Raw genomic sequence first — 24,216 nt, 5'->3', positions numbered from 1 at the left:
GCCGACCGCAGACTCTTCGTCGTCAGCCCGGCGACCGCCGAACCTTGCGTTCCTGGAGACCGCCATGCCCGAACCCCCGTCACTCCCCGGCATCGTCAGTCGGCCCCTGCCGCCGCTCTCCGGCCTGCTCTGCGTCGACCTGAAGGGCTTCACCAGTTTGCCCGGCGCCGTCCACGCGCCGGTCAGTGCCTACCTTGAGGAGATCCTGGACGCCGCCCTCACCGCAGCCGGCCTCGACGACCTCCGGACCACAAAGCGGTTCCCCGTCAACTCCGGCGACGGGGTCACGTTCGGCTTCGATCCCACACTGCTGGGATTCGTCGTCCACCCCTTCCTCGACCGCCTCGACGAGAAACTCGCCAAGCACAACGCCGATTCGGGCCACGTCCGACTGCGGATGCGGGTCAGCGTCCACTCCGGCCACGTGGCGCCCGAAGGCGTACCCGGCGAGGGGAACGGGCCCGCGAGGAACGAACTGCACCGACTGCTCGACTCCCAGGAGGTCAAGGCCGTCCTGGCCAAGGCCAGCGAGGAGACGACGCACCTGGTGGCGATCGTCTCCGACCGGGTGTACGAGGACGCGGTCGTGTCCCGGCACACCGGCCTGCACCCCGACCGGTTCCGCCGCATCCTGGCGACCGTCCCCGACAAGGAGTTCGCCCGTCGGGCGTGGCTGTACATCCCCACCCCCTCAGGCAACCTCCTCATCGCCCCCGACAGCGCCCCACACCAGCCGCCCAGGGAAGTCGGAAGGCTTTCCCGAGCGATCAACCGCTTTCACTCGGCGCTCAAGCCCTACATCGACCCGCACCGTTCGACTGGAGGAACCGCCCCATGGCTCTGATCACGTACAACAGTGTGCTCGACGTCATCCACCAGCGGGTGACCAGCGCCGCCCATTTGCGGCCGAACGCTCTCCAGGTCGAGGTCGGCGGAACAACCCGCCTCCTCGAGCTGCCGCAGGCGCGCGCAGCCCTGTACGAGCAGCCGGTTGACGAGTCGCTGCGCCGCGAGATCTGGCGTCGTGCCGTCGCACTCGCTCAGCACGACTCGCTGGCCATGGCCATCGGCTCGACGGAGGTAGCCGGGTGGGTCGAGGCCGTGGTCTGGCTCGCCCTGCCTCGGCTTCAGCGGGTCGCCCGCCAGGCCTCCGCCCGGCTGGGCGCGGACCGGCGCGATGTCGAATCCGAGGTCATGCTCGCCCTGATCGAACGGCTGGCCGAGGTCTCCCCGGACGACCCCGACGTCGGCCCGCAGCTGCTCAAGGCTGCGGGCCGCCGGGGATGGGACTTCGCCCGCCGCTCGGCCTCGGGCGGACGGCCGGTCGAGGACATCGTCGCGGTGGCCGACGCCCGCACCTCGGAGTCGGCCGAGGACCTGTGGGATCTCGCGATCACCCCGCCGGACCGCCCAGACGGCCTGACCGCACCGCTGCGCCTCTCCTCCCGCTCGGCGATCGAGGGCGCGCGGCTCGGCGAACTCGCCGACCATCTCGGTCTGCGCGAGGTCGTCCAGCACGCCCATCGGCGCCGCCGGGGCCCGCGGCTCGGGACGCTCCCCCTCCGCCCGGCGGGGGCCGACCGATGACCACCCACGCCCAGGGGGCACTCACCTTCCCCGAGCTGTTCGGGCTCCCGCTGGCCGTCGACCTGCGGACCGCCGCACGCGCGTTCGGCATCTGTCTGGGCACCGCTTACAACCTCGTTCACCGCGGAGTCTTCCCCTGCCCGGTGGTCCGCGCCGGGCACCGCTACCGGGTGCCCACCGTCGGACTGCTCAGCGCCCTCGGCATCGATGAACTCCCCATCTATGAGGATGACTTGTCCCACCTGACAATTGCGCCACCGCTCCCGGGGCTCAGCTGGAAGGACCTCGCATGATCGCTGCGGCCACGGTACCCAAGCCCAGTGTCCCGGAGCCTTCCCAGGGCCACCTGACCTGTGTCGTGATCGGTCCCGCCGGGGACCGCAACGCGTACGACGCTGGCCTGGAGGTCTACCAGCGGATCGTCCGCCCCGCCTGTGCCACCCTCGGTCTCCGGCCACTCCGCTCGGACCCTGCCCAACCGGACGAGCTGCGCTACCGGCAGGTACTCGGGGCCGACATCGTCATCGCCGACGTGACCGACGGCAGGCCGTCCGTCATGTACGAGCTCGGCCTGCGCCACACCACCGGGCGGCCCACCCTCCAGATCGGTGAACGCAATCGGCAACCGCCCGGCCTTCCACGCACTGGCAGGGTCGTGTTCGAGCGATCCGAGACCGGTCTCGCACACGCCCGCCGGGATCTCCAGGGCGCACTGGTCCGAGCCCTCCGGGACGGCTTCACGCCGTTCCTCCCCGTGCGGATCCTGCTCGGCCTCCGTCCCCGGCAGGAGCCGACGCCGACCGCCGTCACCACCCCGACCAACCTCTTCGCCACGTTCCAGACGACCATGCCCCCACTGACCGAGGGCCTCAAGGCGGTCACCGGGCTGGTGAACGACATCGCCGCGCTCGCCGAGGAGCTCGTGCCGGACCTGGCCACCGCACCGGACGGCACGGCAGCCGAACGCCTCAGCACCGCGATCGCCCGCCCCGCCGTGGAACTCAGGTCCTGCGCTGCGGAGTTCGCCGCACTGATCCCCGACATCGATGCCGCCGTACACACCGCGCTCAGCAGACTCGACCACCATCCACAGACCCGCGACAACATCCAGAACCGTGACGTCGCACGCCAGCTCACCGACATGTCCCGGTTCGCCCGCGAGGCTCTCGAAACCCTCCGGCTCCTCCGCATCACCCTGGACTGGCTCACCACCACCGCTCCCACTCTCCACGGGCCGGGCCGAGACATCGCCGCCGCGCTCGACCTCGTCACCGATGCCATGGCCCAGGTCGAGACCTGGGACCGCATCGCCCGTTCTCTGGCGTGACCTGAGGCGCGGGGGCCGTCGGTTCCCCGCGCCGTCCCCCTCCACAGGCCAAGCTCCGCGGAAAGGACTGCGAATTGCCTCTCGGAGTAGATCTCACCCGGCTCCGTAGCGACCTCGGGGCCGCACCGGCCCAGGTGTTCGAGAAGCTCTGCGTCCATCTCTTCCCCGCGATCCTCGAACGCGACTTCGCCCCCGCCATCGCCGGGACGCTGCTGGCTCTCCGGCCCCCGGACGGCGGACTGGAGGCCTGCGCGCGGCTCGCGGACGGTCGGATGGTCGGGATCCAGGCGAAGTACCACGGAAAACTGAGCTCCGCGCTCGGTGCCGTGGACGAGTCCATCAAATCGGCCCTCACCCACCACCCTGACCTCACCGACCTCCTGGTCTTCCTCCCGCAGGACCTCACCGCCGGGGGAGGCGCCGCACCTGGCACGAAGCAGTGGCGGGCGGCGGCCGAGCGGTGGGCGGCGCAGGTCGACCGTGCGCGCCCCGGTTCGCCCATGCGGTTCCTCGCCTACACCAGAAGCGATATCGAGCGCGCCCTCGTATCGCTCGCCGAGGAGGCCATTCCGGCGTACTTCGACCCCGCCTACCTGCGGCTGTCCGACCTTCACCGGCACGCCGCGGCCGCCGCCCGCACCGTTCGCCGCCATCGGGGACGGGTCGACATCCAGCCTCCGCCGCTCGCCACCTTCCTGTCCGACGCCCTCGCCGAGCTCGACGACCCTTCGGCACTCGCGAACCGGCTTGCCGAGACCGCATCCGTCCTTCGGGTATGGGATGGCTGGCGCCCGGCGCTCGACGACCTGCCCGCACCGTCCGCCGGTCCGGCAGCGCAGGCCGGCCGGAGATGGACCCGTTCCGACAGCGACCGCGCCCTCTGCGCCGAACAGCTGGACGCGACCGCGAACCTGCTCAACACGGAGAGCCGAACCGACCCGCAGTCCGTTCGCAGACAGATCGACCAGGTGCTCCAACTCTGCGGCCGGGTGACCGAGAGCATCACCGCCATGTACGACGAGCTGCTGGCCGCCGTGTGCGCCGCCAAACCGTTCGACTCGCTCCCGTACGTGCAACGCGCTTCCGTGGGCCGTCTGCTCGCCGCGCTCGACGACCTCCAGACCTGCGGGCACCGGCTCCGGACCGTATGCGACGACCCCGCCCTCGCGGCCCGACAGACCGGCGCCCTCCTCGTCGGCGGCGGTTGGGGAACCGGCAAGTCCTACGGGCTGGGCGGCTGGGTCCAGGAACGCATCACGGACGGCGCGCCCACGGCCTTCGTCTGTGGACACGAGTTCGGTCCGGACGAGGCTTTCGAGGCCCAACTCCCCCATCGGGTCTCACCCGGCACCCGGGCCCACGGCCTGCGCGACCTGCTCGCGGCCCTCCAACAACAGGCCCTGCTGACCGGCCGTCGCGCCGTGCTCGCAATCGACGCGTTGAACGAGGTCCGCTACCTGCACGGGGACGTCCGGACGGCGTTCGCCTCCCTGGCCGAACTGGTGCGGCGCTACCCACTGGTGACTCTGGTCGGCACCGTCCGGATGGACACCCGGCCGGCCGGCCCCGTGGGCACCTCGGAGGCGGCCGTCACCCGGGTTCATGGCTTCCTCTGGAATCCCGGGATCTCCCGCCCAGGCCAGGCCTGGCGGGTGTACCAGGACATGTACGGGCTCCCGGAACTGCTGCTCCCGCCGGACGTCTCCGAACTGCGCCGACCGCTGATGCTCGCCGTGCTGGCCTGGTGCCTGCACCGCTCCCCTCAGCCGGCCCCTGGGCCGATCGTCACACCGACCGTCGGCGACCTCTTCCAGTCCTGGCTGCTCATCCTCGACGGCGACTACGCCGCACACCTGGACGCGGCGCACGCGCTCCGCGCCGGTCCGTCGCCGACCCCGGCGCCCCTGGTCACCCTCGCCTGCGAGGTCCTGTCCGAGCGGGTCGGAGAGGAGGGCACCCTCGAATACCGCGCAGCCTGCCAGGTGCTGGCAGACACTCCCGGATTGAGCGATCCGGCCGTGCTCCTGCGCTGGCTGGAGAACGCGGGCGTACTGGCCCTGGATCCGAACACCCGGCACGTCCGCTTCGCGATCCAGCGGTTCGCCGAACACGTCCGAGCCGTGAACCTGCTTCGTGGCCGACGTCCCTCCAGGGCCGTCGCCCGGATCGTTCACACGGCGCACCGGGCGCGCGACGGCGATCCGGAGTCCGGCCAACGTGCCGACCACCAAAGGATGCTGGAGGCGCTGGCAGGTGCGACACCGCATGTCGTCGAGGGCGCCGAGCTGTCGGACCTGGTGCCCCGTCGACATCGGTCCCTCGTCGCCGGCGCGGTTCTGGAGTCACTGGAGGGCCGGGACCCGAAGCGGGCCGGCCGCTCATCCCGGGCCTTCCTGATCCGGCAGCTTCGCGACCCCGGGTCCGCCCCGAATGCGCTGTACTCCATCCTGGTGAACGCGACCTGCCACAAGCACCCGCTGGGCGTGGAGTTCCTGCAGGATCAGCTGACCGCCTGGCGCCGTAGCCGGTTTGAGCGCCGATTCGCGGGGCCCATCGTCGACCTCCTCGCCGATCCGAACGGAATCGCCCTTCTCCGCAGGCTCGTCCACTGGGCCGAATCCATCGGCCCTCGGGGCGACGCAGTGGTCGAAGAGGTCACCTCGCTGCTGCTCTGGCTCTCCGGCGTCGGCCACCACAGCTTCCGCGACGCCTGCATTCGCACGGCGGCGGACCTCTGGGTGAACCGGCCGGAACTGATCGGCCGACAGCTCACCCGATCGGGCCACCACCGGGACGAACTCGTGGCGGAGGCGACTTGGCTCGCCGCATACGGGGCCCTCGCCCGCAGCTCGCCCACGGGCTCGGACCACCGGATCACGGATCCGATCACAGCTGCGATCACGCGTGCGATCGCTCGGCCGCACCTGCGCATCCACGACGCGGTCCTCTCCGTCCGGGGGGTGCTCCGCCCGGACGCCATCGCAGACAGCACCTTCCCCGCGGTCCCTCTGCGCCGCCCGCGTGTAGCGGTCCTCCCCTTCGGCAGCCGAATCATCGCGCGGGCGGCCTCGACGCTCTCCTGGTGTCCGTTCGAGGAAGAAAGCCCGAGGCCCCGTCAGTCCTGGCTGGCCTCTCGGGCGTGGTTCCTCACCCTCGGACTGCCCAGCCGACTTCTCCACAGAACCGACGCCGGGGAGTTCGACACCTCCAGCCCCGCCGTGGCCAAGGCCCTCCAGCGTGCTCAACAGGAGTGGTTCGCCGAACAAACCACCCGTGTCCTGCAGACGGCGTCCCCGCCGGATCCGGAAGAACAGGAGGAGGCCCGATACTGTCGGCGCGCCGTCGATCCGACTCTTGGCGCAAGGTGGAGAACCCGTCTCAACACCCTTGCACGATCAGAGAACTGGTGGACACCGCCATTCTCGGCCGCCGAGGCGCGGGCCTCGACGGTCGGACCTCCGGCAGCTCTGACAGAGGTGCTCATCCGTTCCGATCCCACCGGCGCACCATGGCTGCTGCTCAACGGCCTCCACCACCTGCGCAGCGAGGAGGACCAGCCGAAGGAGGATCTGCCACGTCTGCATCTACCGCCACACATCATCCGCCTCACCGACTCCTGGCGGCATGCCTCGCCCGCGCACCGGATCCCCCGGATCCCTCCCGTGCTGCGGGTCGAGTCACACCTGGTGCCACGGAGCGCACTCAGCGGGGCGTTGACGCAGGGCGACGGCGTGCCGAGGCGGCTGCGGCCCCTGGAGAGCTGGCCGGGCCACAGCTTCCTGGCGGAGTACTACACCCGACCCGAGTTCGGCGTGCCGCGCGTCGACTGGTCTGCCCCGCTGCCGACCGTCGTCAATCACCCGGGGAGCCAAGCCGGGCCGCCGGCGTACGGGCGCTTCGCCGACCCGGTCTCCCAGCCCGTCCCAAGCCGCCGGCTCACGGAGGCGCTCAGGGGTCACTGGACCGGCCACCATCTGGACTTCACCGACCCGTCCACAGGTGGCCTCCTACTGACCGATCCCGGGTTCGCCGGCGGAGGGCCCAATGCCATCCTCCTCGCAGGATCCGCCGTCGACCGCCTGCCCGGGGACGACAGCGTGCTGCTCTGGGCCGTGACGCTGGTCGACCCAGGTGAGGCGCGGGCAGCGAGCTGGTCGTCGTACTGCGTCCTCGACTCGGGTTCGGTCCACACACTGCCGTGCCCCGGGCCATCGACTAACCGGAGGGTACCGGCGACGAGATGGCCGCAGCTGGGCCTGACCGACTGGCCCGACGCCTCCTCGAACGGCGCCGGTTGACCTCGCCGATGTCCTGCCCCGCTGTCCTGCCCCGGCCGTACCGCCGGGGCAGGACAGCGCCCGTGCGCGGCTACCAGGCGTAGTCCTCCGGGGCCGGCTGGTGGCCGGGGAAGAGTTCGTCTAGGCGGTCGAGGGTCTTCTGGTCGAGCTTCAGGTCGAGGGCGGCGACGGCGGCGTCGAGGTGGGCGGGGGTGCGGGGGCCGATGATGGGGGCGGTGACGGCGGGGCGGGTGAGGAGCCAGGCGAGGGCGAGGTCGGCGGGCTCGGTGCCGAGGTCGGCGGCGAGGTCCTCGTAGGCCTGGAGGCGGTCGCGGTGGGTGGCGAGGAGTGCGTCGGCCTGGGGCAGGGCGCCGCGGACGCGGGTGCCTTCGCGTTCCTTGCGGAGGATGCCGCCGAGGAGGCCGCTGCGCAGCGGGGACCAGGGCAGCAGGCCGAGGCCGTAGTGCTGGAGGGCGGGGATGACCTCCAGTTCGATGGTGCGGTCGAGGAGGTTGTAGAGCGACTGTTCGCTCACCAGGCCGAGGAAGTGCCGGGAGCGGGCGGCCTCCTGGGCCTGGGCGAGGTGCCAGCCGGCGAAGTTGCTGGAGCCGACGTAGATGATCTTGCCCTGGGCGACCAGGACCTCCATCGCCTGCCAGATCTCCTCCCAGGGCGTGTCCCGGTCGATGTGGTGCATCTGGTAGAGGTCGATGTGGTCGGTGTTCAGGCGCCGCAGGCTGGCCTCGACGGCGCGGCGGATGGCGAGGGCGGAGAGCTTGCCCTCGTTGGGCCAGTCACCCATCGGCCCGTACACCTTGGTGGCGAGGACGGTGCGTTCGCGGCGGCCGCCGCCCTGGGCGAACCAGCGGCCGATGATCTCCTCGGTCCGGCCCCTGAGGTTGCCCTCGCTGTCGCGGCCGTAGGCGTTGGCGGTGTCGAAGAAGTTGATGCCCCGCTCGTGGGCGGTGTCCATGATGCGGTGGGCCTCGGACTCCTCGGTGTGGGGGCCGAAGTTCATGGTGCCCAGGCAGAGTCGGGAGACGGTCAGGCCGGTGCGGCCGAGGTGGGTGTACTCCATGGCGCCCACCTTCGACCGTACCGGCAGCGGTGTCCAGCACATTCCGTCAGACGAAACGGGTGAGCGGACGGACTTACGGACGGACGGACGGACGGATGAACGACCGACCGCCCCGATCAGCGCCCGTGCGTCGCGAACTTCCGTACGGCGAGCGGCATGCAGAGCGCGAGCAGCAGACCGCTCCAGAGCACCGAGGCGAGGACGGCGTGCTGCATGGGCCAGGCGTCGCCGGCCGCCGAGGGGTTGCCGAAGAGTTCGCGGCAGGCCTGGACGACGGCGCTCACCGGGTTCCAGTCGGCGACGACCCGCAGCCACCCGGGCATGCCGCCGGTGGGGACGTAGGCGTTGGTGACCATCGCGATCGGGAAGACCGCGACGGAGAGTTGGCCGGCGGCGTCCTCCTTGCCGATGGCCAGGCCGAGGCAGGTGCCGACCCAGGTCATCACGAAGCGGAAGAGCAGCAGCAGGGCGAACGCGCCCGCCGCGTCCCCGGCGCCCTCGCGCACGCGCCAGCCGGCGGCGAGGCCGACGAGCGCGAGGAGGGTCAGGACGACGACGCTGACCAGCAGGTCGGCGAGGGTCTGCCCGAGCAGCAGTCCGGTGCGGGAGACGGGCATGGAGCGCAGCCGGTCGGTGATGCCGCGGCCGACGTCGCGGGCGGCGCCGACCATGGTCACCATGACGCCGTTGGTGGCGACCATGGCGAACAGGCCGGGCATCAGGAACTCGCGGTAGTCGCCGCCGCCCGGGATCCGCATGGCGCTGCCGAAGACGTACCCGAAGACCACCACCATGATCACGGGGACGCCCAGCGAGGCGGCCAACAGGCCTGGCGAGTGGCGGTAGTTGAGGAGGATGCGGAGCATCGACGTCCAGGTGTCGACGGCCAGCCGGGCGGGGCGGGACGGCATCGGCGCGGGGGCGTACACGGCGGCCATCAGGCGGCCCTCCTCAGGGTTTCGGCGGATTCGCGGGTGAGCGCGAGGAACACGTCGTCCAGCGAGGGGGCCCGTACGGCGGCGTCCTCGGCGGTGATCCCGACGGTGTCCAACTCCCGTACCAGCGAGGGCAGCAGGACGGACACGCCGGGCTGGGTCAGCACCGTCACGGTCCGTTCGGCCGCGTCCACGTGCGCGTCGCCGCCCGAGAGGGTGGACAGCACCACGGCGGCGGCGGCGAGTTGGGCCGGGTCGGCGAGGGTGACGGACAGCTGACTGCCGATCGCGGCCTTGAGCCGGGCCGGTGGGCCGGTGGCGATGGCGGCGCCGTGATCGACGACGACGATGTCGTCGGCGAGCCGGTCGGCCTCTTCCAGGTACTGGGTGGTGAGCAGCACGGTGGTGCCCCCGTCGGCCAACTCCTTGACGGTGTCCCAGATTTCCTGACGGCTGCGCGGGTCGAGCCCGGTGGTCGGCTCGTCGAGGAAGAGCACCGGGGGGCTGGTGACCAGGCTGGCGATGAGGTCGAGGCGTCGGCGCATGCCGCCGGAGTAGGTGCGGACGAGCCGGTCGCCGGCCTCGGTGAGGTCGAAGCGTTCGAGCAGTTCGTCGGCGCGGGCACGGGCGCGGCGGGCGCCGAGGCGGTGCAGCCGACCGAACAGGTGGAGGTTGTCGCGCCCGGTGATGCCCTCGTCGACGGCGGCGTACTGCCCGGCGAGGCCGATGGCCCGGCGGACGCCCTCGGCGGCGCTGACGACGTCGTGGCCGGCGACGCGGACGGTGCCCCGGTCTGGGGCGACGAGGGTGGCGAGGACGCGGACGGCGGTGGTCTTGCCGGCGCCGTTGGGGCCGAGCAACCCGCAGACGGTGCCGGCGGGAACGGCGAGGTCGAGGCCGCGGAGGGCCTCGGTGGTCCCGAATCGTTTCTCCACGCCTGCCATCTCGATGGCGGGTCGGGCGGTGTCGGACATGGCTCTGCCCCTTCTCTAGGTACAGCGTACGTAGAAGCGTGGGTCAGATGCTACTACGTACGTCGTACGTATCTAAGATGGGGGGCGAGGTGATCACCCAGTGCCGTCCAACGAACCCCCCAGCACCAGCGAGCGCCCGGCCGCCCCCGAGGCGCCCGAACTGATCTGGCTGCGCCCCGAACGCACCGGCCGCGGGCCGAAACCGGCCCACAGCCGGACGTCCATCGCCGCCGCGGCCGTCGAGATCGCCGACGCGGAGGGCCTGGACGCCGCCTCCATGCGCCGGGTCGCGGCCGCCCTCGGGGCGGGCACCATGTCGCTCTACAACTACGTGCCGAAGAAGGAGCACCTGCTCGACCTCATGCTCGACGCCGTCACCGCCGAGTACGAGCTGCCGGCCGCGCCGAGCGGCGACGTCCGCGCCGACCTGGCGGCGCTCGCCCGCCAGCAACTCGCCATCTTCCGCCGCCACCCCTGGCTGCCGGCCCTGGTGCTCGCCCGCCCGGGCATCGGCCCCAACGCCCTGCGCTACACCGACCACTTCCTCGCCGTCACCGCCTCCACCGGCCTGGACGGCGGCGCCCGGATGGAGGCCATGGCCCTGTTCAACGGCTTCGTCTGCCAGTACGCCCAGTACGAGCAGACGGCGGCCTCAGGCGCCAAGTGGCAGGCGGAGCTGGTCGGTTACCTCACCCGGGCCGCCATGAGCGGCGAATACCCGCACCTGGCCCAGGCGTTCGCGGCGTCCGGACCGCCCTCCGATCCGGACGCCGCCTTCGACCGCTCGCTGGACCGGGTGATCACGGCCATCCTGGCCCCGCCGACGCCCCGCTGAGCCCGCTGAGCCCGCTGAGCCCGCCGAACGGCCCCGCCCTCAGGCCCCGCCCCCAAACCGCGCCCTCAAGCCCCGCCCCCAAGCCGCGCCCGCGACAGCACCGCCACCGCCCGCCCGTCGACCAGCACCAACACGGCCTCGTGCGCGCCCCCCAGCGCCGCCCGCGCCTCGGCCGGCGACTGCCCGACGCCCACCGCCGGCAGCGCCGGCCCGAGCAGTGCGCCCAACGGACCACCCGGCGAATCACCCGGCGATTCACCCGACGGACCGCCCAACGGATCGCCCGGCTTGGCGCCGCCGTCCGCTAGCGCAGCCGCCAGCACCGCCCGCGACACCGAGCCGACCACCTCCGTCGCGCTCACCCCGTACGGCCTCGCCGCCCGCGCCAGCACCACCGGCGCCACCCCGTCGGGCACGGCGCGCAGCGCCTCCAGCGCCTCGCCGACCGTCGCGCCGGCGTCGACCGCGACCAGCGGGCCGGCCCCGGCGAGCAGCGACCGAAGGCTGTTCGCCGCCTCCGACTCCGCCTCCGCCTCCGACTCCTCCAGGAAGCCCCACTGCCGCATCCAGTCGTCGCTGTGCACCTTGGACAGGTACGAGCGCCCGGAGTCCGGCAGCAGCACCACCACCAGGTCGTCCGGCCCGAGCCGCCGCGCGACCCGCAGCGCCGCCGCCACCGCCGTGCCCGAGGAAGGACCGGCCAGGATGCCCTCCTCGCGGGCGAGCCGACGGGCCGTCAGCAGCGACTCGCGGTCCGGGATGCGTTCGAAGGCGTCCACCACCTCCGACCGGTAGGCCTGCGGCCAGCGGTCCTCGACGGTGCCGGGGTGGAGGAAGTGCCCGATGCTCTCGACGAACCACGGGCTGCCGTCCCCGCCCCCGTACATCGAGGACTCCGGGTCGGCGCCGATCACGGTCACGGAGCCGCCGGACACCTGCTGGAGGTACCCGCCGGTGCCGGTGACGGTACCGCCGGTGCCGACGCCCGCGACGAAGTGGGTCACCCGGCCGCCGGTCTGCTCCCAGATCTCGGGACCGGTGGTGCGCACATGGGCGTCAGGATTGGCCAGGTTGTCGTACTGGTTGGCGAGCCAGGCGCCGGGGATCTCCTCCACCAGCCGCTGCACGACGTTGAACAGGTGCGCCGGGTCCTCGGCGGGCACGGCCGTCGGGGCGAGCACCACCTCGGCGCCGTACGCCCGCAGGATGTCGGACTTCTCGGGCGCCGACTTGTCGGACACCCCGGCGATCACCCGGTAGCCGCGCTGCCGCCCGACGATGGCCAGCCCGATGCCGGTGTTGCCGGAGGTCGCCTCGACGATCGTCCCGCCCGGCCGCAGCAGGCCGTCCCGCTCGGCGGCCAGCACCATGGACAGCGCGGCGCGGTCCTTGACGCTGCCGCCGATGTTGAGGAACTCGGCCTTGGCGTAGATCGGCGCGGGCAGTCCGGCGCCGAGCCGGGCGAGGCGGAACAGCGGTGTCCCGCCGATCGCGTCGAGTACGGATTCGTGCACTGCGGCCATCACGGCCTCCTTCGATCGGTGTCCGCCCGAGCCTGCCCGAACGCGCGGTCAGATAGTCGCTGGCAGCCCCGGATCGTCGGGGCCGGGCGTGCGAGGGTTCTCGACCTCAAAGGGGCGCGAACAGAGGCGCGTGGTGCCTCTTGCGCGCCCCTCAGATTTGCCGCGCTCCAAAGTGCGCAACGGTGCGGCCTGCGCCCGCCCCGCCGATCGGGGTGTGTGCGGAGAGTGATCGGCGCGCGATCAGATCAGCGGGTCGAAGAGGTCGCGCCCCCAGTGGCCGAGCCAGGACGCGGTGGTGGACCACCGGCCCTGACCTTCCACACCTTCCGTGGACTCGTCGTACGGCAGCACGGCGGTCGGGGCGAGCCAGCCCTCCCCCGGGTCGATGCGGACCCGCAGCAGCTTGAGCGGCTTGCGCAGGGCGACGAACATCCGCAGGTCGTCGGTGTGGGGGCAGTGGGTCTCGTAACGGTCGTGGACGGTACGGCAGATGGACTTGATGTCGGTGTCCGCGAGCAGGAGGTAGCGGCTGCCGGGGCCGAGGTTGACGCAGAGGCGGCGGCGGGCGGTGTCGCGGTCCGGGTACGGCAGGTTCTGGTGGTTGTCGACATGCAGGCCGAGGCACAGGCCGTTCTCGGGCAACCGGTGGGTGACCAACTCGCCGGGCGGGTCGTCGGCCTCGTCCAGGGCAACGTGCAGCGGATCGCCGAGGAGGCCGACGAGCGCGGCGACGGTGTGGACGTCGGTGACGGTCCCGGGGAGGCGGAAGAACTCGACCAGGCCGCTGTCCTTGGTGAAGGGGCCTGGCGCGTAGCGCTCGGGGTGGTCCTCGGGGAGCGGGGACCAGTCGCCGGCGGGGACGAGGGCTCCGTTCTCGTAGTCGGGCTCGCCGTGGACTCTGCGGACGTTGCCGATGTCGCAGCGGGCGCGGAGGGCCGCCGGGTCGCGGAAGGCGATGGCGGCGGGGTGCATGGTCGTCATGGGGTGAGCGGCCTCGGTTCAGTCGTTGTCGTCGTCGGAGTTGTCGCTGTGGCGGTTGATGCCGGTCATCAGGGCGGCGGCCAGGGTGGTCCACCAGACGACGTCGGCGGTGGCCGGCTCGCGCGGCGGAACGAGGTCCGAGGCGAAGCAGGCGAGGGCGAGGCTGGCGGCGGTGATCGCAGCCGTGGTGGCAAGCTTGATGACGCTCAACTTTCGGGCGAGGGAACGTTGCTGTTCGCGGTACGGAGGACGCGCGCCCAGACGCGCTTGCCCGTGCCGCACCGCGCGATCACCCCGAAGTCGACGGCGAGCCGGCGGGCGAGTTCGATCCCACGGCCGCACTCGTTGAAACGGCCCGGACGCCGCTCCAGGAGCGGGAGGTCACTGCGGGGGTCCCAGACTTCGAGGCGGCAGTCGCCGTCGAACTCCTGGAGGTAGAGCCGGACTTCGCCGTCGCCGTGACAGGCGTGGACGACGGCGTTGGTCACGAACTCGGAGGCGATGAGGACGAGGTCGTCGACCGGGTCACCGGCCCAGCCCCAGGAGGTGAGCTGGTCACGGACCAGGCGGCGGGCGGTACGGACCGAGGTCTCGTGCTCGGTGAGGGTGGTCTCCCAGGTTCGGAGGACCGGGTTACGCAAGGTGGACATGAGTCACCCCACACCTTCAGTGGCGTGTTCGTGCGGTCACAGTGAGTGTGGGGCATCGAAAATCGAATTTGCAACCCGAACAATGCCAAGAGAAAAATAAATTATTTGATCTTGGACTTGGCTTGAGCCCTGTAGCACGGCCAGCAAGACTGGGGCCGCAGACCAAGGGAGGGGCGCGTTGAGCAAGGACCCGTCAGCGATCAGGCAGATCCGGCTCGGAGACGAGCTACGAGCATGGCGCACAGAGAACAACAAGACGCTCGCCGACGTGACCGCCGGCCTGAAGGGCTGGAACCCGGCTCGACTCAGCAAGGTCGAGAGGGCGCTGCTGCCGGTGACCGCAGCTGACTTGGCCGCGTTCATGGACCACTGCGGGATCACCGGCCCGGAAAGGGCAGAGATCGAGGCGTTGGCCACTGACGGCCCTTCACGGCACTGGTGGCAGGATCACGAGTTTGCCGACACGATCAGCTCCGCTTTCGCCGAGTACCTCAGTCTTGAGGCCGATGCCACTCAGATGCTCGACTACTACCTGTCGGCCTTCCCTGGACTGCTGCAGACCGAGGATTACGCACGCGAGGTGATCGCCGCCGGTCTCGACGGTCTCAGCGAGGACCAGAACGAGGCTGCTGCCGAGATCCGCATTCTTCGCCAACGCAGGCTCACCAAAGCGCCACTACTCAATCTCGACGCCTACTTTGGCGAGGTGGCCCTACTCGTCGGCGGCGACGAAGAGGTTCTTGCCGGTCAGATCCGGCACGTTCTCAAGGTGGCTCAGTACCCCAACGTCATCCTTCGCATGGTTCCGCTCAGCGCTGGGCGACCTGGGATTCTGGCGTCGGGGCTTACGCTTCTTCGCTTCCCTGGGGAGCCAGGTGAGAGCTTCGCATTCGTCGAAGCCGTCGGCGGTATGCTCCCGCGTAAATCGGGACGTGAAGTCCGTCGGGCCGAGCGGGCCTTCGCTCGGCTGAAGCGGTGCGCGCTTTCGCCGACCGCCACCATTGCCGCCCTTGAACGCAAGTTGGAAGAGATCACGTGAGCGAGAAGCGCGACCCGTACAACCACAACCCCGCCGACGCCGACTGGGCCAAGTCCCCCTTCTCCGGCGACTCCAATGGCAACTGCGTGATCATCGCCCGCTTCCCCAACGGCGACGTCTGGCTCGGCGACGACAAGAACCCCGGCCGCCCCCACCTCGCCTTCGACCAGGCCGAATGGACCGCCTTCGTCCAGGCCATCGAAGCCCGCGACCCCCGCTTCACCGCCTAACTGGCCACCGCCCCGCACCACCCTGCGCCGCTCACCGCATGCCCTGCGGTGAGCGGCGTCGGCATTACCGCTCATCTGATCGACCGTCAACCAGTTCGTCCGAACCGCCCCACACGCACAGCTCCCGCCATTACGCTCCCAAGCGTGATCACGCCCGGCGTCGATCCGGGCGCATTCCGTCATCCCCACCACAGGGAGCGCATGCCATGAGCGAGCTGGTGTACCCGTCCGACCCCGGCCTCAACGGCCAGGCGGTGGACGCGGCCGAGCGCACGTACGAGATGAACGGCTTCGACCCGGCGCGGGAGGACTCGAAGCTCTCCTTCACCCCCTGCCGGGTCGCCAAGCCCGCCTTCAACACCTACCGGCGCAGCGGCGAGCAGACCGTGTCCGGCTTCCTGGACACCACCTGGGCCTACGACAGCCGCCTGACCGACGACACCGGCGGACCCACCGGCGGGCCGGGCGCGGACGTCACCCGGCTGGAGGCCGCGAACGGCGCCTTCGACGAGATCGTGGTCGGCCTGGTCGGCCTCGTCGGCGGCCGGGGCAGCCTGGGGCCCGCCACCGCCCAGGCCGCCCAGGACTTCGGCATCGCCTCCTCCGAGCGCGGCGCCGTGACCTTCATCGACGCCTGGAGCGCGGCGGCCGCCTACCTCGGCTACGGGTTCGACGGCTGGGTCTCCAACGACTACCAGGACCTGTTCACCCAGCAGCAGGCCCAGGGCCTGCTGGGCGCCGCCCGTCGCCTCAAGGAGCGCAACCCGGACCTCGCGGTCGGACTGCACATCGGCGGCTGGGACCTGAGCGAGGCCTTCCACGCCATCGCGCAGGAGCCCGCCTCCCGGCGGCGGTTCGCCCAGTCCGTGGTACGGATCTTCCGCGCCTTCCCGATGTTCTCCACCCTCCACCTGGACTGGCGCTGGCCCGGCTCGGCCGGCGCCCCGGAGGCGGGGTACGGCCCGGAGGACGCCGGGAACTTCGCCGAACTCATCCGCGAGACCAGGGCCGCGCTGTCCGCCGCCGACCGGAGCGCGACGATCGCCGTCGCGGTGCCGGCCTCCGCCGCCCAACTGGACGCGATGAACGTCCCGCTCCTGGTCGAGGCTGGCGCCGACCGGCTGGACCTGATGTCCTTCGACTTCTTCGGCAGCCCCTGGTCCGCCGGGCTCGGGCACCACACCTCGCTGCGCCGCGACCCGAGCAGCAGCCAGACGGACTGCGTCGACAACGCCGTCACCCACCTGATCGAGCACGCCGGCGTGGCCCCCCACCGCATCCACCTCGGCTACGCCACCACCACCCGCAACGCCAGGCAGGCCCGGCTCACCCGCAGCTCGCCCCTGCGCGGCACGTACGACACCGCGTCGGGCCAGACGGTCGGCTCCTTCGCACCCGGCACGAGCACCTACGCCGACGTGCTGCGCAACTACCTCGACCTGGAGCAGGGCGAGGGCCGCAACGGCTTCGAGCTGTACACGGACATCTCCGCCGACGCCGACTACCTCCACAACCCGAGCACCGGCGTCTTCCTCTCCCTCGACACCCCGCGCTCCGTCCGCGCCAAGGCCGAGTACGCCCGCGCCCGGGGCCTCGGCGGCCTGTTCGCCGAGCACGCCGAGGCCGACCCCGGCGTGCTCACCAACGCCGCCCGCGAGGGCCTGGGGCACACCGTCACCGCGACGGTCGTCGACATGAAGCCCCTCTACGTCACCGGCCGCAGCTGACGGCGGGCGACGGACCACCGCCCGGGCGCCGGCTCCCCACCGCCGCCCGGGTGGGAAACCGGTCGTGCCGACCGCCCCGACGCCGTACCGTGGTCCGGTCGACGATCTTGGGGCCAGCGGCTCCACGTGAACGAAGGAACGGGGCGGAACACCATGCAGCAGTACCAGGGCTGGACCGACGAACGGTTCGGCGCCGTGGCGGACGTCTTCGCCCGCAACTTCGACGAGTTCCCCGAACTCGGCGCCGCCGTCACGGTGTTCTCCGGCGGCCGCAAGGTGGTCGAGCTGTGGGGCGGGACGGCCGACGAACGCACCGGCCGGGCCTGGACGCAGGACACCGTCGTCCCGGTCTTCTCCTGCGCCAAGGGCGCGGTGAGCATCAGCGCCCACCTGCTCGCCCAGCAGGGCCGCCTCGACCTCGACGCGCCGATCGCCCGCTACTGGCCCGAGTTCGCCCGCCACGGCAAGCAGGACATCACCACCCGCATGATCCTCGGCCACCGCGCGGGCATCCCGGCCCTGGACGCGGTGCTGTCCTTCGAGGAGATCGCCGGCTGGGCTCCCGTCGTCCGCGCGATCGAGGCGCAGGAGCCGCTCTGGGAGCCCGGCACGGCCTACGAGTACCACGGCCACGTCCTGGGCTTCGCGGTCGGCGAGGTGATCCGCCGGATCACCGGGCTCACGCCGGGCGAGTTCCTCCGCAAGGAGATCTCCGAGCCGCTCGGCCTGCCGGTCCGGATCGGCCTGCCGGAGAGTGAACTCCCGCGCCTGGCCCGACTGGTGGAGGCGGAGGGCCGCCGTCCGATGCCCGGCCCGGAGCACCTGCTGACCCGGATCGTGACGATGAACGGCGCCCTGGTCTTCCCCGGCCTGGACGTGCCGCACGGCTGGAACGACCCGGCCCTGCACGCGATCGAGCTGCCCGGCGCGGGCGCGGTCGCCTCCGCCACCGGGCTGGCGGGGCTGTACGCGGCGGCCGCCACCGGCCTGGACGGCGGCCCGCGCCTGCTCTCGCACGAGACCGTCACCGACGCGGTGCGCGAAGTCTCCTCCGGCGCGGGCTTCCTGGGCTTCGACATGGGCGCCCGCTGGGGTTCCGGCCTGCTGCTCGACTCCCCCGCCTTCCGCCCGCTGCTGGGCGCGCGCAGCTTCGGCAACGACGGCGCGGGCGGCCAGTTCGCCTTCGGGGACGACGAGTTCGGCGTCGGCTTCGGCTACGTCGCCAACCGGATGATCGGCCACGGCGACGCCCGCGCCAACCGGCTGATCGAGGCGGTGCGCGGATGCCTGGGGTGACGGACTTCCTCGCGCGGCTCACCGCGCTGGCGGCCACCGGCGGCCTGGACGGTCCGGACGGGCTGCGCTACAACGCCTCGCTGCCCGAACTCGCCGCCCACTACGGCGATCCCTGGGACGGCGGGCGGATCCACCGCGAGTCCCGCTGGCCGCACGGCTTCAGCTGGGGCGACGTGCAGACGGTGTTCTGCCACTGCCGCCGGCTCCAGTCGCTGTCCCTGCCCGTGTGGCACGGTGAACTCGAACTCCCGCTGGCCGGTGGCGGGTTGGTGACACTCGACACACACGTCACCGAGTCGGCCCTGATCGCCGCGCTGACCGCCGCCGGCTGCCGCTGGGAGACCGTGACGTACGAGAACGTCCCCGATCAGCGCACCCTGGAGGTGGCGGTGGCCGAGGAGGTCCGGGTGGCGTTCGTCCTCACCGACCGCGACGGCCACGCGGACCACGACGGTCACCAGGCCCGCGACGGCCACGCGGACCGCGAGGGCCATGACGCGCCGCCGCCCGAGGACTGGCTGCTGAACAAGGCCCTGCTGTGGGGCTACGACCACACCGACTGCCCCGAGCCGGACCGCACCCTCCCGGACGACGGCTGGGGCGCCTCGCCCAACTGACGCGTGCGGTCGGCCCGTTGCGCCCGGCCCGTTACGCCCCAACACGCAACGGGCCGGGCGCGCTCCCGGAGTGGGGGCTCACGCCAGGGCGCGCGGCAGCACCACCCGCACCCACTCCTCCGGCTGCGACAGGTGCGGTGCGTGACCGGCACCCCGGTACAGGTGTCGTTCCACCTTCGACAGGGTGAGGTCGATGATGTCCAGCACCTCGCCGTACATCGGCGGACTGTTGTCACTCTGCGTGAGTAGAGCCGGTTCCGTGAAGCGGGCCAACGCGTTCAGGTCGAGGTCCAGGGCGTCCGGGTCCCGCAGCTCGTCCAGGTAGGTCGGCGCGTTGCGCACGTACGTGTGCCGCACCGGCGCGGGCAGCTGCGCCCAGGCCCCCGGCCCGAAGGTGACCGTCTCCACGAACAGCTCCGCCGCCGCGGCCGACTCGGCCTGCTCCAGCAGCTCCCGGACGGCGGTGATCCGGTCGGCGAGCGCGGTGGCGACCGGCCTCAGCTCGGGGTCGGCGAGCAGGATGCCGGCGCCGGGCGGCTCGTGCACGGCGATCCCCCGCAGCAGGTCGGGCCGGGCGGCGGCGAGCCGCAGCGTGATCAGCGAACCGTACGAGTTCCCGCAGACGAACGCCGGCGCGAGTCCGAGCCCGTCGATCAGCCCGGCCAGGTCGGCCGCGTCCTCGTGGACCGAACCCTGGGTGAGCGGGTCCTCACTGCGGCTGTGGCCCCGCCGGTCGTAGGCGACGACGGTGGTCGACTCGGCCAGGCCCGGCATCACGCGCGCCCAGCTGTCGGCGTCGCTCCACGAGCCGTGCACCAGGACGACGCCGGGCCCCTCGCCACGGGCCTCGTAGTGCAGCGACACCCCGTTCACCCTGATCTCGGCCATCACGAGCCTCCCGATCTCGGCGGTGCTCCCCCACCAGCCTGACACAGCCGCTCGGGGCGGCACCCCCGGGCCGTGGCCGTGACTGAGCGTGACGAACAACGGGCGGTCAAGCGCCCCGCAGGCTCAGCTCAGGCCCCGAGCCGGCTCAGCCCATGCCCCGGGCCGGCGGCTCGTCCCGCGTGCCGTCCTCCGCCACCACCGTGAACCGGCCGGGCCCGGAGACCGACAGGTCCACCGGGTGGACGGACTTGGAGTCGTTGACGTCCAGTTCACTGCTCTTCCGCCCGGTCGCGGCGTCGACCCGGGTCAGCTTGTCCCGGGTCAGCGCCCACACCGACGCGCCGTCCACCAGCAGCCCCGTCACCTGGTCGTCCAGCCCGGACGTCCAGCGCTTACCGCCGTCGGCGAGCGAGTAGGCGACCAGGCGCCCGGTGGCGATGCGGCTGGGGTTCTTCCCCCCGCTGATCCGGACGTCGTCCGGCTTCTCGCCGGGGACGATCAGCTGGTCGCCGACGACCACCCCGCCGAACAGCGGGCGGGCGGCGAACGCGTCGTACGCGTGGGCGCCGCCCAGCATGACGTCGAGGTCGTACTCGTCCCCCGCGACCGGGATCGACGCCCGCTGCCGCCCCGCCCCGTCGAAGCTGAGCACGGCGTGCGTCCCGCGCTCGCCCTGCGCGTCGACCCAGACCGCGAGGGGCTCGGTGGAGACCACCGCGACGTCCTTCAGCCCGCCCGTGACCGGCAGGGCGACCCGGGTCCGCTCCCGCCCGTCCGCCGGGGCCAGCGACCGCAGCACCGGCGCGGCGTCGCCGCACTGCGCGACCGTCACCACCTCCGCCGCCCCGCCCGCCACCTGCAACGGCGAGCAGCCGGCGTCCGCGTCGCCGCGCCAGGAAGCGCGCCCGTCGGCCAGGTGCACCGCGCGCCAGCCGGTCCGCTCCTGGAGGACGGCCTCGTCCCCGGCGACGGCGAGCAGATCGGGCGCCGCCGTGTCCCCGACGCGGCCGGGCGCGTCCGCCGCGGCGGTCCAGGCGGCCTTGCCGTCGGCGAGGTTGAGCGCCGTCACCGCCGCGCACGGCCGGTCGTGCGGGGAGTGGCCGAGCAGTCCGAGGCCGTGGCCCGTCCCGCGGCTCATGGCGCAGACGGAGTCCTCGCCCGGCGGCGTCCACCGCCACGCGACCTGCCCGGTGGTGCCGCGGTAGGCCACCACCTGGTCGGGCCGGACCCGCACCACCACGTCCCCGCTGGTCCAGCTGCCGACGGCGCGGATCGACGACGGCCGGTCCAGCGGCGCCTCCCAGGCGTCGTTGAGGCCGGTCCCGGCGAAGGAGACGAACGCGGCAAGCCCGAACAGGATCCCGACGGCGACCGCGGGGAAGCCGCGCCGGGGGTGGAGCAGCGCCCACAGCAGGCCGGCCCCGCAGGGCATCAGGCCGAGGATGCTGACGATGCCCATGATGTCGAGGCTCTCGCCGCCGTACCCCTGGGACGGCCCGATCAGCACGGCCAGGCCCATGCTCGCGAACATGGCCCCCAGCACCCCGCCGGAGACCACCATCCAGGCCTCCTTGTCCATGGCGAACCCGCCCCTGGCGAGGCGGACGGACCTGCGGGCCCGCCCGGCCCCGGCGGCACTGTCCACGGGCCCCTCGGCCATGTCGGTCACTCCCCCGTCAAGCGCCGCCCACGCACGAACGACGATCATCGGATGATCGCAGAGCCTGGCTCGATCCTGAACAAAGACAACGGAAAACTCCCGGCCCCGGCGACGGACGGTAGGTTGACCCGGGGGCCGGGGCGCGGCACCGGGGGCGTGAAAGGGGCGGGGATGCAGCCGGGCGACGTACTCGACGGGCGGTACGAGCTGGTCGAGCAGATCGGCGAGGGCGCCTTCGGCGCGGTCTGGAAGGCCCGCGACGCGCGGATCCAACGGCTCGTCGCCGTCAAGGTGATGCTCCCGGGCAGCAACAACACCCCCAAGGACGCGGCCCGGTTCGTCCGCGAGGTGGCCACCGCCGGCGCGCTCAACCACCCGTCCATCGTCACCGTGCACGACTTCGGCCGGCACGACGAGGCCGGCCGGCCGCTCTACTTCCTGGTCATGGAACTGCTCGACGGCGCCCCGCTCAGCCGCCACCTCGGCGACGGACCGCTGCCCCTGCGCCAGGCCCTCACCTGGGCCGTCCAGATCTCCCAGGCCCTCGCCACCGCGCACCGGGCCGGCGTCGTCCACCGGGACGTCAAGCCGGCCAACGTGATGATCCAGTCGTCCGGGGAGGTCAAGGTCGTCGACTTCGGCATCGCCCGGGTCGGCACCGCCGACGACGGCATCACCAGCACCAACGTCATCGTCGGCACCCCCGCCTACATGGCCCCCGAACGCTTCGACAGCGGCGGCCTCGACGCCCGCTCCGACCTCTACGCCTTCGGCTGCCTCCTGTACGAACTCCTCACCGGCCGCACCCCGTTCCGCGGCACCCTCTACGAACTCATCCGCCAGCACGGCGAGGTCCACCCGGCCGCCCCCGGCACCCTCCGGCCCGGCCTGCCCGCCGACGTCGACACCCTCGTCCTCGAACTGCTCGCCAAGGACCCCGACCGACGGCCGCCGCACGCCGACCAGGTCGCCGAACGCCTGATCCACCTCGCCGAGCAGGCCGAACGACCCCCGGCCGGCTACCACGCCACCGTCCGGGACGTCCCCGCCGCCGAGGAGGACCCGTACGTCCTCGCCCGCCGGCAGGAAGCGGACGCGCTGTTCCAGCGCACCCGCGACCAGGCCGCCCAGGTCGCGCTGCAATTCGAGACCAGCATCGCCCAGCGGCGCCGCCGGCTCGACCAGGACCTCGCCGACCAGCGGGCCCGCGCCGAGGCCCGGGCACAACAGATCGTCGCCGAAGCCCAGCAACGTGGCGAGGAGCTCGAACGGGAGGCCGCCGCCCGGGCGGCGGCCAGCCTCAAGCAGCTCACCGAGGCCGAACAGCGCACCGACCTGCTGCGCCGGCAGACCGACAAGCTGCGCAACGACGCCGAGAGCCTGCGCCGCACGGTCGACAACGCCCGCCGCCAGGCCTCCGACTTCCTCGCCGACGCGGCCGCCAAGGCCGGCCTCGGCCCGGCCCCCGAACCCCGCCGCTCGATCGCCCCGCCCGCCGGCACGCAAACCGGCTTTCAGAGCGGCCCGCAGACCGGCTCGCAGACCGGCTCGCAGCGCCGGAAGCTCCCGAGCATGCAGGAACTGCTCTCCGGCCGGAGCCGCTCCACCGGCGGCGGCGACCAGCCGGGCCGCCGCTCCTGACCTCGCCCCAACGCCTCGCACCCGCAGGCGAGTTGGCCCGCCCACCCAACGCCCTCCCCCCGCCCGCCAGGCCGGGCCCACGGGGGCCCCGCACCCGCGCCACCGGCTGGGCCCTGCGGCCCCTGCACGCGCACCGCGACCCGCCCGCCGAACCGTAGAATCCGGAGGTAGACACCAGGGAGGGATTTCGCGTGTTCCAGGCGCAGCGGCCGCGCACCGCACAACTGACCCCACGACTCGGCGACGACGGGACGGGGCGGGTCGACGGCGTCGCCCTGCTACTGCCCGGCGGGTTCCTGCGCAGCCGGCGCGGACCGCTGAAGGTCGCCGAACTGGGCCTGCGCAACCTCACCGCCGAACTCGCCGACCGCGGCCGCCCGCACGGCCTCGCCGTCCACCTGCTGCGCTACCGCTACAGCGGCTGGAACGGCGCCGACGCCGACACCGCCGTCGACACCCGCTGGGCCCTCGACGAACTCGCCCGCCGCTACGGCGACGTACCCGTCGTCCTCATCGGCAACTCCCTCGGCGGGCGCGCCGCCTTCTGGTGCGCCGGGCACCCGAACGTCGTCGGCGTCGCCGGCATCGCGCCCTGGCTGCCCAGCGGCGACCCCGTCGACCACCTCGCCGGCCGACGCGTCCTGATCGTCCACGGCACCGGCGACCACAGCGCCGCCAACGCCAACCAGTCCCTCGAATACGCCCTGCGGGCCCGCCCGGTCGTCCCCGACCTCGCCCGCTACGAAGCCCCCGGCGCCAACCACTACCTCATCCGGCAGACCGCCGACATCAGCGCCCTCACCACGGACTTCACCCTCGACGCCCTCAAGGCCGAACCGGCCCCGCTCGCCTCCGGCACCGTCTGCACCCGCCTGCCCGGCAGACGCGCCTAGGTCCGCCCGGGAACCCACTGTCGACCAGCGAGCGGCACGAAATCGGGTTGGCGGTCGG

At 72.4% G+C, this 24,216-nt stretch carries 22 protein-coding genes; 13 read left to right on the top strand and 9 right to left on the bottom strand.

Annotation, left to right across the window (positions count from 1 at the left end):
* Positions 1-64: 64 nt before the first annotated feature.
* The 5 genes from AB0O82_RS13620 (at position 65) to AB0O82_RS13600 (ending at position 7,212) form a co-directional block, all read left to right on the top strand.
* A complete protein-coding gene (locus tag AB0O82_RS13620; protein WP_363583205.1) occupies positions 65-844 on the top strand; it encodes a hypothetical protein in 780 nt (259 codons plus the stop codon).
* A complete protein-coding gene (locus AB0O82_RS13615) occupies positions 835-1,587 on the top strand; it encodes a hypothetical protein (protein ID WP_363583203.1) in 753 nt (250 codons plus the stop codon). The genes AB0O82_RS13620 and AB0O82_RS13615 overlap by 10 nt, the downstream gene beginning before the upstream one ends.
* Entirely contained in the window at positions 1,584-1,880 is a 297-nt protein-coding gene (locus AB0O82_RS13610; RefSeq protein ID WP_363583201.1) for a DNA-binding protein, read from the top strand. The genes AB0O82_RS13615 and AB0O82_RS13610 overlap by 4 nt, the downstream gene beginning before the upstream one ends.
* Positions 1,877-2,914 carry a hypothetical protein gene (locus tag AB0O82_RS13605; RefSeq protein ID WP_363583200.1) on the top strand — a complete coding sequence of 346 codons (1,038 nt, stop codon included), beginning with the start codon at positions 1,877-1,879 and terminating at the stop codon, positions 2,912-2,914. The genes AB0O82_RS13610 and AB0O82_RS13605 overlap by 4 nt, the downstream gene beginning before the upstream one ends.
* A 74-nt stretch (positions 2,915-2,988) precedes the next feature.
* Entirely contained in the window at positions 2,989-7,212 is a 4,224-nt protein-coding gene (locus AB0O82_RS13600; protein WP_363583198.1) for a hypothetical protein, read from the top strand.
* A gap of 70 nt (positions 7,213-7,282) precedes the next feature.
* Here AB0O82_RS13600 and AB0O82_RS13595 read toward each other — a convergent pair whose 3' ends face one another.
* The 3 genes from AB0O82_RS13595 to AB0O82_RS13585 all read right to left on the bottom strand — a co-directional run bounded on the left by AB0O82_RS13595 (position 7,283) and on the right by AB0O82_RS13585 (position 10,178).
* Complete coding sequence (locus AB0O82_RS13595; protein WP_363583196.1) at positions 7,283-8,269, bottom strand: aldo/keto reductase; 987 nt, start codon at positions 8,267-8,269, stop codon at positions 7,283-7,285.
* A 116-nt stretch (positions 8,270-8,385) separates the two neighbouring features.
* On the bottom strand, positions 8,386-9,207 hold the full coding sequence (locus AB0O82_RS13590; protein ID WP_363583194.1) for an ABC transporter permease: 822 nt from the start codon (positions 9,205-9,207) through the stop codon (positions 8,386-8,388).
* Positions 9,207-10,178, bottom strand: coding sequence for an ATP-binding cassette domain-containing protein (locus tag AB0O82_RS13585; RefSeq protein WP_363583192.1), 972 nt, complete (start codon positions 10,176-10,178; stop codon positions 9,207-9,209). The genes AB0O82_RS13590 and AB0O82_RS13585 overlap by 1 nt, the downstream gene beginning before the upstream one ends.
* Before the next feature lie 100 nt (positions 10,179-10,278).
* Between AB0O82_RS13585 and AB0O82_RS13580 the strand changes: the two genes are divergently transcribed.
* Positions 10,279-11,013, top strand: a complete 735-nt coding sequence (locus AB0O82_RS13580) for a TetR/AcrR family transcriptional regulator C-terminal domain-containing protein (RefSeq protein WP_363583190.1) — start codon at positions 10,279-10,281, stop codon at positions 11,011-11,013.
* Between the two features lie 65 nt (positions 11,014-11,078).
* On the opposite strand, the gene AB0O82_RS13575 is transcribed toward AB0O82_RS13580, so the two are convergent.
* From AB0O82_RS13575 to AB0O82_RS13560, 4 genes are all read right to left on the bottom strand, one after another.
* The gene (locus AB0O82_RS13575) at positions 11,079-12,536 is read right to left on the bottom strand and encodes a pyridoxal-phosphate dependent enzyme (RefSeq protein ID WP_363583188.1); all 1,458 of its coding nucleotides are present in this window, start codon (positions 12,534-12,536) and stop codon (positions 11,079-11,081) included.
* A gap of 240 nt (positions 12,537-12,776) precedes the next feature.
* On the bottom strand, positions 12,777-13,517 hold the full coding sequence (locus AB0O82_RS13570; protein WP_363583186.1) for a hypothetical protein: 741 nt from the start codon (positions 13,515-13,517) through the stop codon (positions 12,777-12,779).
* 18 nt (positions 13,518-13,535) lie between these two features.
* Positions 13,536-13,727, bottom strand: coding sequence for a hypothetical protein (locus tag AB0O82_RS13565; protein ID WP_350887235.1), 192 nt, complete (start codon positions 13,725-13,727; stop codon positions 13,536-13,538).
* The gene (locus AB0O82_RS13560) at positions 13,724-14,167 is read right to left on the bottom strand and encodes an ATP-binding protein (protein WP_363583184.1); all 444 of its coding nucleotides are present in this window, start codon (positions 14,165-14,167) and stop codon (positions 13,724-13,726) included. Before AB0O82_RS13560 ends, AB0O82_RS13565 begins: the two co-directional genes overlap by 4 nt.
* Before the next feature lie 178 nt (positions 14,168-14,345).
* Between AB0O82_RS13560 and AB0O82_RS13555 the strand changes: the two genes are divergently transcribed.
* From AB0O82_RS13555 to AB0O82_RS13535, 5 genes are all read left to right on the top strand, one after another.
* On the top strand, positions 14,346-15,206 hold the full coding sequence (locus AB0O82_RS13555; RefSeq protein WP_363583182.1) for a helix-turn-helix transcriptional regulator: 861 nt from the start codon (positions 14,346-14,348) through the stop codon (positions 15,204-15,206).
* Positions 15,203-15,436: a DUF397 domain-containing protein gene (locus AB0O82_RS13550; protein ID WP_363583180.1), complete on the top strand. Its 234-nt coding sequence runs from the start codon at positions 15,203-15,205 to the stop codon at positions 15,434-15,436. The genes AB0O82_RS13555 and AB0O82_RS13550 overlap by 4 nt, the downstream gene beginning before the upstream one ends.
* A 206-nt stretch (positions 15,437-15,642) precedes the next feature.
* Entirely contained in the window at positions 15,643-17,163 is a 1,521-nt protein-coding gene (locus tag AB0O82_RS13545; protein ID WP_363583178.1) for a glycosyl hydrolase family 18 protein, read from the top strand.
* Positions 17,164-17,316: 153 nt separating this feature from the next.
* Entirely contained in the window at positions 17,317-18,459 is a 1,143-nt protein-coding gene (locus tag AB0O82_RS13540) for a serine hydrolase domain-containing protein (protein WP_363583176.1), read from the top strand.
* Positions 18,447-19,076, top strand: coding sequence for a hypothetical protein (locus AB0O82_RS13535; protein WP_363583174.1), 630 nt, complete (start codon positions 18,447-18,449; stop codon positions 19,074-19,076). Before AB0O82_RS13540 ends, AB0O82_RS13535 begins: the two co-directional genes overlap by 13 nt.
* Positions 19,077-19,154: 78 nt before the next feature.
* Here AB0O82_RS13535 and AB0O82_RS13530 read toward each other — a convergent pair whose 3' ends face one another.
* Positions 19,155-19,964: an alpha/beta hydrolase gene (locus tag AB0O82_RS13530; RefSeq protein WP_363583172.1), complete on the bottom strand. Its 810-nt coding sequence runs from the start codon at positions 19,962-19,964 to the stop codon at positions 19,155-19,157.
* A gap of 145 nt (positions 19,965-20,109) precedes the next feature.
* Entirely contained in the window at positions 20,110-21,624 is a 1,515-nt protein-coding gene (locus AB0O82_RS13525) for a PQQ-binding-like beta-propeller repeat protein (RefSeq protein WP_363583170.1), read from the bottom strand.
* 171 nt (positions 21,625-21,795) lie between these two features.
* On the opposite strand from AB0O82_RS13525, the gene AB0O82_RS13520 reads away from it, so the two are divergent.
* Both AB0O82_RS13520 and AB0O82_RS13515 read left to right on the top strand, forming a co-directional pair.
* Positions 21,796-23,265 carry a protein kinase gene (locus AB0O82_RS13520; RefSeq protein WP_363583168.1) on the top strand — a complete coding sequence of 490 codons (1,470 nt, stop codon included), beginning with the start codon at positions 21,796-21,798 and terminating at the stop codon, positions 23,263-23,265.
* Positions 23,266-23,456: 191 nt separating this feature from the next.
* A complete protein-coding gene (locus AB0O82_RS13515) occupies positions 23,457-24,158 on the top strand; it encodes an alpha/beta hydrolase (RefSeq protein WP_363583166.1) in 702 nt (233 codons plus the stop codon).
* The last annotated feature ends 58 nt before the right edge of the window (positions 24,159-24,216 follow it).

Origin of the sequence: Kitasatospora sp. NPDC088264 (genome assembly GCF_040685715.1) — a bacterium.
Classification (GTDB): Bacteria; Actinomycetota; Actinomycetes; order Streptomycetales; family Streptomycetaceae; genus Kitasatospora.
Note: the sequence above shows the minus strand (reverse complement) of the source record. Positions and strands in the feature narration are given on the sequence as shown.